This is a genomic window from Synechococcus sp. A10-1-5-1 (assembly GCF_023115425.1).
Classification (GTDB): Bacteria; Cyanobacteriota; Cyanobacteriia; order PCC-6307; family Cyanobiaceae; genus Vulcanococcus.
The window spans coordinates 983,792-993,541 of record NZ_CP096032.1 but is presented as its reverse complement, the minus strand read 5'-3'; the positions used below and the strand labels follow the sequence as shown (position 1 = coordinate 993,541).

Sequence of the window (9,750 nt, the reverse complement as noted above, 5' to 3'; positions counted from 1 at the left end):
CTCTTCCGGAATGCCACAACGCACTCAGGCGGGCGAACAACAAAAAAGGCGCCCTTCGGCGCCCTTCGGATCGATCAATGGACCGGGAACTCACCAGGAGGACTTGACCACGCCGGGCAGCTCGCCTTTGTGGGCGCGCTCGCGCAGTTGGTTGCGGCACAGGCCGAAGTCGCGGTACACACCACGGGGCTTGCCGGTGGCCCAGCAGCGGTTGCGCAGACGCACGCGAGCGCTGTTGCGGGGCAGGTTTTGGATCTTGCGGTGGATCTCCAGGCGCTCCATCGGATCGCCAGCAGCTTCGAAGGCGGCCATCAGAGCTGCGCGCTTGGCGGCGTAGCGATCCACAAGCTTTTGGCGCTTGACGTCGCGCGCAATCATCGACTTCTTCGCCATGCGGCCTGGATCTCGTAAGCAGTGACCAGAAAGCCTACCTCTTAGCGTCCCAGCAACTGTTGAACTGCCGCCAGCTGGCTGGTGTCCTTGACGATCAACACCAGGCTGAGGCCCATCAGCAGGACAAAACCTGACTGCATGAAGGCCATCTGGAACTTCTCGGGCAGGGGCTTGCGGCGCAGGCCCTCCAGCAGCAGCAGCATGAACTGCCCGCCATCGAGCATCGGCAGGGGAAGGGCATTGAGCACCGCCAAGTTGATCGAGATCAAGGCGGTGTAGAGGAACAGGCTGCTGCCGCCCTGTTTGGCAAGGGAGGCCCCCATCTCGACGATCTTCACGGGGCCAGAGACTTGGCCTGCGGTCTCGCCGAAGTGGGTCACGAGGGTCACAAAGCCATCGACCGTTCGCTTGGTCAGCAGGGCGACATCGTGATTGGCCTGTTTGATGACCTCGATGGGGCTGCGGGGGCGGCGAAAGGCTTCGCTGCCGTTGGGCTGCAGTTGGGCGCCGATACGGCCAATGCCGCTTAGGTCAGCGGGGGTCAGCTGGAGTTCCAGGGCTTGGCCTTGGCGCTCGGCGCTCAGAAGCAGGGTCTGATCCGGGGCGCCCTTAACCAGCTCGACCAGTTGGCTGACGGCGCTCTGCCCGCCCCCGAGGTCGAGGCCATCCACCGCCAGGATCCGATCGCCGGCCTTCAGGCCTGAGGCGGCGGCCGCCAGCCCCTGCTGGACTCCGGACACCAGGACTCCGGGGGTGGCGCTGAAGCCAGCGGGGATGCCGACGAAGGTCCCTTGGGCCATCAGGACCGCCCAGGCCAAGAGCAGGTTGGCGATCACTCCAGCGGCGATCACCAGGGCCCGCTGGTGCAGGGGGCGATTCCTCAGCAGGTCGGGGTCATCGAGGGGGATGGAGCTGTCTTCGTCGTCATCGGGAAAGGAGACAAAGCCCCCCAGGGGGATTGCCCGAAGGGCGAACTGCACCCCCCGACGCTGCTTCTCCAGCAGCACCGGTCCAAAACCCACCGAGAATCCGCTGACGCGGATCCCCTGCCATGTCGCAGCGAAGAAGTGCCCGGCCTCATGCACCACGATCAGGCCGGCCAGGATCGCCAGAGCCGTCAGGACGCCCATCTCTGCTGATCCAAAGTCCGCCCATTCTGGGGGGGAAGGCACGGCCATAGCGTTGGGAGGTTGAGCGCCCTGCCTGACTCCGGCTCCATGAGTGAACGCTGTGATGCCCTCTTGGTGGGTGCCGGGATCATGGGCGCCACCCTGGCGAACCTGCTTCGGCAGCTCGATCCGGGCCTGAAGGTGGTGGTGCTGGAGCGGCTCCCGCAGCTGGGTTGCGAAAGCAGCGGACCGATGAATAACGCCGGCACCGGGCATGCCGCCAACTGCGAGCTCAACTACACCCCTGAGGCGTCCGACGGCTCGATTCCAACGGGCAAGGCCCTGGCGATCAATGCCTCCTTTGAGCGCAGCCTCGAGTTCTGGAGCTCCTTGGTCGAGGGCCAGCAGCTCAGCGATCCCGCCGGATTCATTCGTGCGGTTCCTCACCTGAGCTTTGTCTGGGGTCAGGGGAATGTCGATTACCTGCGCCGCCGCTTTGAGGCCCTGCAGGGAGCGCCCCAGTTCGCCGACATGGCCTGGAGCACCGATCCGGAACAACTGCGGGAGTGGATGCCCTTGGTGATGGCGGGCCGTCGCCTCGATCAACCCCTGGCGGCTACCCGCGTGGCCCGCGGCACCGATGTGAATTTCGGGGCGCTGACCCGGGAGCTACTCCAGGGCATGGATCTGCGCCTGGGCCAGGAGGTGCTGGGCCTGGAGCGGGGCGGTGCCGGTTGGCGAGTCCAGACCAGCTCCGGGGAGCTGGAGGCTCCATTTGTGTTTTTGGGGGCTGGGGGCGGCAGCCTGCCGCTGCTGCAGCGTTCAGGCATCCCCGAGGCGCGGGTCTACGGCGCCTTTCCGGTCAGCGGCCAATGGTTGGTCTGCCGCAATCCGGCGGTGATTGAGGCCCACAACGCCAAGGTCTACGGCAAGGCGGCGGTTGGCGCTCCGCCGATGTCGGTGCCTCACCTCGACACCCGCTGGATTGATGGCCAGCGGGCGCTGCTCTTTGGTCCCTATGCCGGCTTCAGCACCCGCTTTTTAAGGCAGGGCTCCCTCTTGGACTTGGGCCGCTCCATTAAGCCCTACAACCTGCTGCCGACCCTGCAGGTCGGGGCCAAGAACTTCGATCTGGTCCGCTACCTGGTGGGTCAGGTCGTCCAGCGCCCGAAGCAGCGGATCGACAGCCTGCGGGACTTCCTGCCCCAGGTCAACGCCAATGACTGGGAGCTGGCGGTGGCGGGGCAGCGGGTCCAGATCATTAAGCAGGTCAACGGCCGCGGCAGCCTTCAGATGGGCACCGAGGTGGTGAGCAGTGCCGATGGCTCCCTGGCCGCCCTGCTGGGTGCCTCCCCCGGTGCCTCGACGGCGGTGGACACGATGCTGCAGGTGTTGCAGCGCTGCATGGGAGAGCGCTTGGCCAGTGAGGCCTGGCAGCAGAAGCTCAAGGCGTTGATCCCCTCCTGGGGTGAGGAGCTGGGGGCCAGTGCCGAGCGACTGGGTCAGATCCGTCAGCGCAGCAATGGACTGTTGGGCCTGGGCGCTTAGGCCGCGGGGATGGTGTCGGCGCCGAAGTAGGGCACCAGGGCCGCAGGGAGCTTGATCGAACCGTCGATCTGCTGTCCGTTCTCCAGCAGGGCCGCCATGGTGCGCCCCACCGCCAGGCCACTGCCGTTGAGGGTGTGCAGCAGCTGAGTGGTCTTGCCCTCCTTGCAGCGGATGGCGGAGCGGCGGGCCTGGAAGTCGCCGCAGACCGAGCAGCTGGAGATTTCGCGGTAGGCGCCGGCCCCTGGCAGCCAGACCTCCAGGTCGTAGGTGCGGGTGGCGGAGAAGCCCATGTCCCCGGTGCAGAGCTCGATCTTGCGGTAGGGGAGCTCCAGGGCTTCGAGCACCGCTTCAGCGTCAGCGGTGATCTGTTGGTGCGCCTCGGCGGAGTGCTCCGGATGGCAGAACCAGTAGAGCTCCACCTTGTTGAACTGGTGCAGGCGGATCAGGCCCCGGGTGTCGCGGCCGTAGCTCCCGGCCTCGCGGCGGAAGCAGGGGGTGTAGGCGACGTACTTGAGCGGCAGTTGATCCGCGGGGATGACCTCGCCGCGGTGCAGGGAGGTGACGGGCACCTCAGCCGTGGGGGTCAGCCAGAGGTCGTCCTCGGCGCAACGGAAGCTTTCCTCAGCAAATTTGGGGAGCTGGCCGGAGCCGGTGAGGCTGGCGCTGTTGACCAGGATCGGCGGCAGGACCTCGCGGTAGCCCTTGCCGCCGTGCAGGTCGAGCATGAAGTTGATCAGGGAGCGCTCGAGCCGAGCCCCGAGACCCATCAGGGTCACAAAGCGGCTCTGGGCGATCCGCACGGAGCGCTCGGTTTCAAAGAGGCCGAGGCGCTCGGCGATCTGCCAGTGCTCCTCGAGCCAGTCTTCGTTGGCCCGGGGGGTGCCCCAGGTCTTGATCTCGACGTTGTCGTTCTCGTCCTTGCCGTCGGGGGCCTCGGCCGAGGGCAGGTTGGGCAGGGTCAGCAGCTCCTGGCGCAGCTTGGCCTCGAGGGTCTTCTCTTCCTCTTCAAGGACCGCGACCTGCTGCTTGATCCGGTTGCCCTCGTCCCGCAGGGCCTGGACCTCGGGACTGTTGGGAGCCGAGCCGCCCTTGATCTTGAGGCCAACCTCCTTGCCGATGCGGTTGCCCTCGGCTTGGAGGTTGCTGCGCTTTTCTTCGAGGTCGCGCTCCTGGCGCGCCATCAGTTGCAGGCCCGTGAGATCGAGCTTCATGCCACGGCGCCCGAGCTGCTCGGTGATCAGCTCAGGGTTCTCGCGCAGCAGGCGCTGATCCAGCACGGGCCCAAGGGTTCAACAGTGGGCTGAGCCTACGGGGAGGGGCTCAGAGCACCTGCACGACTTCGCTGACTTCGGGGATGGCTTCGCGCAGCTTGCGCTCGATGCCCATCTTCAAGGTCATGGTGCTGCTGGGGCAGGAGCCGCAGGCGCCCTGCAGACGCACCTTGACGATCGGGCCGTCGATTTCCACCACTTCCACGTTGCCGCCGTCGGCCATCAGATAGGGACGCAGCTCATCGAGGGTGCGCTCCACGTTCTCGATTGTTAGGGCGCGGGGATCGGCGTTTTCGGTCGCCGCTGCTGCTGGGGTTTCGGTGCTCATCGCGCTGAGACGGTGTTGCGCCGAGCTTAGGAACGCGGGGCCGCTGCCTAGGATCGAGGCCGTCCGAGCCGGGACTCTCACCAGCGCATGACCGACGTCCCCGCTTCACGGATCCGCAATTTCTGCATCATTGCCCACATCGACCACGGGAAGTCGACCCTGGCCGATCGCCTGCTGCAGGACACCGGCACGGTGGCCGTTCGTGACATGCAGGAGCAGTTCCTCGACAACATGGAGCTCGAGCGGGAGCGGGGCATCACCATCAAGCTCCAGGCCGCGCGCATGGAGTACAAGGCGGCCGACGGCGAGACCTACATCCTCAACCTGATCGACACCCCCGGTCACGTTGACTTCTCTTATGAGGTCAGCCGCTCCCTGCAGGCCTGTGAGGGGGCGCTGCTGGTGGTGGATGCCAGTCAGGGCGTTGAAGCGCAGACCCTGGCCAACGTCTATTTGGCCTTAGAGAACGACCTGGAGATCATCCCGGTCCTCAACAAGATCGACCTGCCGGGCGCGGATCCCGATCGGATCAGCGAAGAGATCGAAGCGATCATTGGCCTGGACTGCACCGGCGCGATTCCCTGTTCAGCCAAGAGTGGCTTGGGGGTCCCGGAGATCCTGCAGGCCGTGGTGGACCGGGTGCCCCCGCCGCCGGATCGGGTGAAGGAGCCCCTGCGGGCACTGATCTTCGACTCCTATTACGACCCCTACCGCGGGGTGATCGTCTACTTCCGGGTGATCTCCGGCTCGATCAGTACCAAGGACAAGGTGCTGCTGATGGCCAGCAAGAAGACCTACGAACTCGATGAGGTGGGGGTGATGGCCCCCGACCAGCGCAAGGTCGACAGCCTGCAGGCCGGTGAAGTGGGTTACCTGGCGGCCTCGATTAAGGCCGTGGCCGATGCCCGCGTCGGCGACACGATCACCCTGGTGAACAACCCCGCCGAGGCGCCGCTGCCGGGTTACACCGAGGCCAAGCCGATGGTGTTCTGCGGTCTGTTTCCGACCGACGCCGACCAGTACCCGGATCTGCGCGAGGCCCTGGACAAGCTGCAGCTCAGCGATGCGGCACTGAAGTACGAGCCGGAAACCAGCAGCGCCATGGGCTTTGGCTTCCGCTGCGGCTTCCTAGGTCTCCTGCACATGGAGATCGTGCAGGAGCGTCTGGAGCGTGAGTACAACCTCGATCTCATCGTCACCGCTCCATCGGTGATCTATCAGGTGAACATGCTCGATGGGGAGACCTTGATGGTCGACAACCCGGCGACGCTGCCCGATCCCCAGAAGCGCGAATCGATCGAAGAGCCCTACGTGAAGCTCGAGATCTACACGCCGAACACCTACAACGGCACCTTGATGGAGCTCTGCCAGGAGCGCCGCGGTGAGTTCATCGACATGAAGTTCATCACCACCGAGCGGGTGACCCTGCACTACGAGATGCCCCTGGCGGAGGTGGTGACCGACTTCTTCGATCAGATGAAGTCGCGCACGAAGGGCTACGCCTCGATGGAGTACTCCCTGATCGGCTACCGCAAGAACGATCTGGTGCGCCTCGATGTCTTGATCAATGCCGAGCGGGCCGATCCCCTGACGACGATCGTGCACCGGGACAAGGCCTACAACGTGGGCAAGGGCCTGGTGGAGAAGCTCAAGGAGCTGATCCCCCGCCAGCAGTTCAAGATCCCGATCCAGGCCTCCATCGGCAGCCGGGTGATCGCCTCGGAGAGCATCAGCGCGATGCGCAAGGACGTGCTCGCCAAGTGCTACGGCGGTGATATCTCCCGGAAGAAGAAACTGCTGCAGAAGCAGGCCAAGGGCAAGAAGCGGATGAAGGCGATGGGCAAGGTCGAGGTGCCCCAGGAGGCCTTCATGGCTGTGCTGAAGCTGAACCAGTGATGCGGCGCGTTCTGGCTCTGGCGGTTCTGCTGACTGCCTCCACCGGTCTCGCTCCGGCCATTGCGGAGCCGTATCCCGCCCTTCAGCTCACCACGGGAGCCGATGTCTGGAGCATCCCCTACGCGGCGCTCGAGCAGTTCATCAACGAGGGCACCTTCAGCGACCAGCGCTTGATGCAGCTGGTGATCCGCTCCGGTTGGCCCGAGGCTGATCTGCGGGTAGCCCTGGCCAAGCCTTACAGCGTGGACTACCTGACCCTGTCGCGCTTTCTGAACTCCAAGGAAGGCGAGGCGTTTCTGGTTCAGCAGAGCCAGGCCTACAGGCCCCTGAAGGCCAGCGGCACGGTCGGGATTGAAGCGCTGCGCTACGCGATCCTCGAGAACGCCAAGTCCGGCACGCTGTCGGCGATGGGGATCTTGAAGCAGCTGCCGGTGCCGATGGCCTTCAACCTCAGCGGTCCGCCGATCGTGCGTTGCTCATCGCTGCCCTGCGACAAGCCGGAGCAGTGCCGCTCGGTGCTGAGTTGGTGGATCTTCCTGCCGGCCTGCCTCCAGGCCGCGGCAATGAACGGCTGATCAGCTCGCGTTGTTGATTTGATCGCGGGCCAGTAGGGCCCGCTCTTCGGCGCAGTAATCGCGGCGGCCCAGTTGGTGAGCGCTCTTGCTGAATCCCGTCTGGGCCTCCAGGCGCAGGTTCTCGGTGCAGCGGCGGTAGAGCTCGGCGCGGTTGATCGCTGTGGTGCTCCACCAGAGGTGTGGCTGGCCGACGGCTTTGCAGACCAGGGTGCCGGCTGGGGAGACGAGCCACTGGGCCGCTTGGGTGCCGGCTTCGAGGGTGTTGCCGCCGCAGGAGCGGGGTTGATCAAGGGGGGAGAAGCGTTTGCTGGTGATCACGACGGTGGTGGGGTGACTGCGGTCGCAGAACAGCTCCCTGCCATCGATCGGGTTGCGGATGCCGCCGCTGCCGCTGTTGTTCTTCAGGGCCAGGGCGCAGGCGCGGGCGGCCTTATCGGCTTCGCTGATGGAGATGGCCGCTAACGGGGCATTGATCTCGGCATCGGGGCCGGGCGCCTGCAGCATCCGCAGGGCCACCCACTGGCCGTAGGCCAAAGGCGGAGCGGTGACGACTCCGATTAGCGCCCAGGGCACCCAGCTGCCTTTGAGCCGCTCAAAGGCGGCGATCGAAGCGAGCAGTCCGACGGGTCCCGCGGTCAGTAGACCCAGGCCTGCAGCCAGCAGCTTGTCGCGCCACTGCTGCGCCTCTTGGCTTTCTAGTAGCTCGGTTTCGCGATTCCTGGACTCGGCCATGGAGACGCTCTCCTTGACTCGTTCTAGCGAGGTTTGGCCGTTTGATCCTGCGGGTTGGGAACGCTCAGGCCAGTTCGCCTGGATCCCGATGTCACGCCGAACGCCTGAGGAGGCCGGTTTTGTCTTGCCCTTGGCCCTGGCCGGGGTGCTGCTGCTGTGGCTGAGCAGCCTGTCGCTGCAGGCCGCGGTCTTGCATGGCCGGCGCCTGGCGCACCTGGAGCGGCAGGGTGTGCAGCAGCGCGATCAGCTGGCCTCCGCCGCCCAGCTCTGGGCGGACTGGTTCAGCGGGCTAGGGCAGTGCCAGCGGGCGGTCGCTTTGGCTCAGTGGGCCGAGGCCTGCTCGACTGGCCTGCCCGCTTTCGATGACCAGGGCGTGCAACTGCAGGCCTGGAGCCCCAGCGATGGCGGCGGGACCTTGGCGCTGCGCTTATCGGAGTCGGGAGCGCAGGCGCGCTTTGCCCTGGGCCCCTTCGGCGTTCGGGAGCTGGACTGATGCAGTTGATCGAAGTGAGCCTGGCGGCCGTGCTCTTGACCGCCGCGAGTGGGGGATCGCTCCAGCTCTGGGCGGCCAGCGGCGGACAGCAGAAGCAGTTGGCCTCCCGCAGCGAAGTTGAGGAGCGGATCGAGCTCGATCGTCTCCAACTTCAGGCCCGTTGGCGTCAGGCGATTGCGCCGGGGCAGACCTGCTCGGCGGTGGAGGAGCAACTGGAGCCGGTGGCGGCACGGATTCAGCCGCCCCCTCAAGTCCAGCGGACGCTGAGCCCCGCCAGCGATGGCCGCGGCTTGGAGGTGGTCTGGAGCGGCCTTGAGCAGCCCATGCTCGAGCGCCAGCGGCGTTTTACCGCTGCTGGGCTTGGGCTGTGTTGAGGTCCGCTGGTTACTCCCTACCGGAGCTGCTGCTGGTGATGGCTTTGCTGGGGTTGCTTGGGTCTCTGAGCGTCCAGAACGGCGGTGGGTTGCTGGCTCGCCAGCGTCTGGAGGCGGCAACGCGGTCCCTGGAGCAGGGGATTAACCGCGCCCGCTCGGAGGCGATCCAACGGCATGGCCCCTGCGGGATGCGTCTGGGGGAGACGGCCTGGCTGCCTCCCGCAGCTGGCAGTGCCCTGGAGCCGTGTTTCAGCGGTAGCGTGCCTTGGCCGCAGGGGGTGGTGCTGCAACACAACTTCCCCGAGTTGCTGCGTTTTACCGGCTCGGGCTTGGTGTTGGATGGCGGCACGGCATTGCTGACGCATCCCGGGACGGACTTGGCGCGCTGTTTGGTGATGGGCTTGCCGCTTGGGGTGGTGCGATTGGGACGGATCGGCGAGAAGGGCTGTGAAGTCGATCCGAGCCTCTAAGAACGCTGGTTTTTCCCTGGTGGAGCTGCTGTTGGCGCTGGCCCTAGGGATGGGGTTGTTTGGCGTGATCCTGCAGGCCCTGCTGGCGGAGGGGCGTAACAGCGGCCAGCTGGTGCGGCTCCTGCGGGAGAGGGCATTTCAGCGGCGCAGCTTGGACCTGGTTGCTTCTGACTTGCGCCAGGCCAAGGGGATCAGCGCCTGGCCGGAGCTGGCGGAGCCGGCCTGTTCCCTGGCGGGGCGCGCCCCGGTGCTGCACCTGGAGACTGCAGTTGGGCCGATTAGTTATTCATTCGGGCGAGCCCCCAGTGCGATCTGGCGAGGCCAGGTGTTGATGCGCTGTGGTCCGCCCTATGGCCTCGATGGGTTGCTGAGTGCAGGTGAATCGACTCCCAATCGTGTGGTGATCGATGGCTTGATGGCAACTGGAGCGGAGGTATCTCCATCAGAGGGGGTGTTGCGGCTGGAGTTGCAACAGCAGTTCGCGAGCGGCGGCCGCGAGCAAACCATTCGTTCCCAGCGGCTGTTGGATTTGACCGGCCTGGAGCTGCTTTAGGTAGCAAG

At 65.6% G+C, this 9,750-nt stretch carries 12 protein-coding genes; 7 read left to right on the top strand and 5 right to left on the bottom strand.

The features are described 5' to 3' along the window. Window positions 1–90: 90 nt before the first annotated feature. Window positions 91–393 (bottom strand): 30S ribosomal protein S14, encoded by a 303-nt coding sequence (gene rpsN, locus MY494_RS05375; protein WP_010312910.1) that lies wholly within the window; start codon window positions 391–393, stop codon window positions 91–93. A gap of 41 nt (window positions 394–434) precedes the next feature. Then, window positions 435–1,523 (bottom strand): RIP metalloprotease RseP, encoded by a 1,089-nt coding sequence (rseP, locus tag MY494_RS05370; protein ID WP_247911694.1) that lies wholly within the window; start codon window positions 1,521–1,523, stop codon window positions 435–437. 87 nt (window positions 1,524–1,610) lie between these two features. Between rseP and mqo the strand changes: the two genes are divergently transcribed. Further along, entirely contained in the window at window positions 1,611–3,050 is a 1,440-nt protein-coding gene (gene mqo / locus MY494_RS05365) for a malate dehydrogenase (quinone) (RefSeq protein ID WP_247911693.1), read from the top strand. Here the strand turns inward: mqo and serS are convergent. Together serS and MY494_RS05355 are read right to left on the bottom strand one after the other, a co-directional pair. After that, window positions 3,047–4,327 carry a serine--tRNA ligase gene (serS, locus tag MY494_RS05360; RefSeq protein WP_247911692.1) on the bottom strand — a complete coding sequence of 427 codons (1,281 nt, stop codon included), beginning with the start codon at window positions 4,325–4,327 and terminating at the stop codon, window positions 3,047–3,049. The genes mqo and serS overlap by 4 nt on opposite strands. A gap of 43 nt (window positions 4,328–4,370) precedes the next feature. Beyond that, on the bottom strand, window positions 4,371–4,649 hold the full coding sequence (locus MY494_RS05355; protein ID WP_010312903.1) for a NifU family protein: 279 nt from the start codon (window positions 4,647–4,649) through the stop codon (window positions 4,371–4,373). 87 nt (window positions 4,650–4,736) lie between these two features. Here MY494_RS05355 and lepA point away from each other — a divergent pair, with 87 nt between their 5' ends. Continuing rightward, window positions 4,737–6,545, top strand: coding sequence for a translation elongation factor 4 (gene lepA / locus MY494_RS05350; protein WP_247911691.1), 1,809 nt, complete (start codon window positions 4,737–4,739; stop codon window positions 6,543–6,545). Further along, entirely contained in the window at window positions 6,545–7,120 is a 576-nt protein-coding gene (locus MY494_RS05345; RefSeq protein WP_247911690.1) for an alpha/beta hydrolase, read from the top strand. The genes lepA and MY494_RS05345 overlap by 1 nt, the downstream gene beginning before the upstream one ends. On the opposite strand, the gene MY494_RS05340 is transcribed toward MY494_RS05345, so the two are convergent. Continuing rightward, window positions 7,121–7,852, bottom strand: a complete 732-nt coding sequence (locus tag MY494_RS05340) for a hypothetical protein (protein WP_247911689.1) — start codon at window positions 7,850–7,852, stop codon at window positions 7,121–7,123. It abuts the gene before it with no gap. 88 nt (window positions 7,853–7,940) lie between these two features. Here MY494_RS05340 and MY494_RS05335 point away from each other — a divergent pair, with 88 nt between their 5' ends. From MY494_RS05335 to MY494_RS05320, 4 genes are read left to right on the top strand one after another with little or no spacing between them, the layout of a single operon-like run. Next, entirely contained in the window at window positions 7,941–8,345 is a 405-nt protein-coding gene (locus MY494_RS05335) for a hypothetical protein (RefSeq protein ID WP_247911688.1), read from the top strand. Continuing rightward, window positions 8,345–8,719, top strand: coding sequence for a hypothetical protein (locus tag MY494_RS05330; protein WP_247911687.1), 375 nt, complete (start codon window positions 8,345–8,347; stop codon window positions 8,717–8,719). The genes MY494_RS05335 and MY494_RS05330 overlap by 1 nt, the downstream gene beginning before the upstream one ends. Continuing rightward, window positions 8,713–9,189 carry a GspH/FimT family protein gene (locus MY494_RS05325; RefSeq protein WP_247911686.1) on the top strand — a complete coding sequence of 159 codons (477 nt, stop codon included), beginning with the start codon at window positions 8,713–8,715 and terminating at the stop codon, window positions 9,187–9,189. The genes MY494_RS05330 and MY494_RS05325 overlap by 7 nt, the downstream gene beginning before the upstream one ends. Further along, window positions 9,167–9,742 carry a prepilin-type N-terminal cleavage/methylation domain-containing protein gene (locus MY494_RS05320; RefSeq protein ID WP_247911685.1) on the top strand — a complete coding sequence of 192 codons (576 nt, stop codon included), beginning with the start codon at window positions 9,167–9,169 and terminating at the stop codon, window positions 9,740–9,742. Before MY494_RS05325 ends, MY494_RS05320 begins: the two co-directional genes overlap by 23 nt. The last annotated feature ends 8 nt before the right edge of the window (window positions 9,743–9,750 follow it).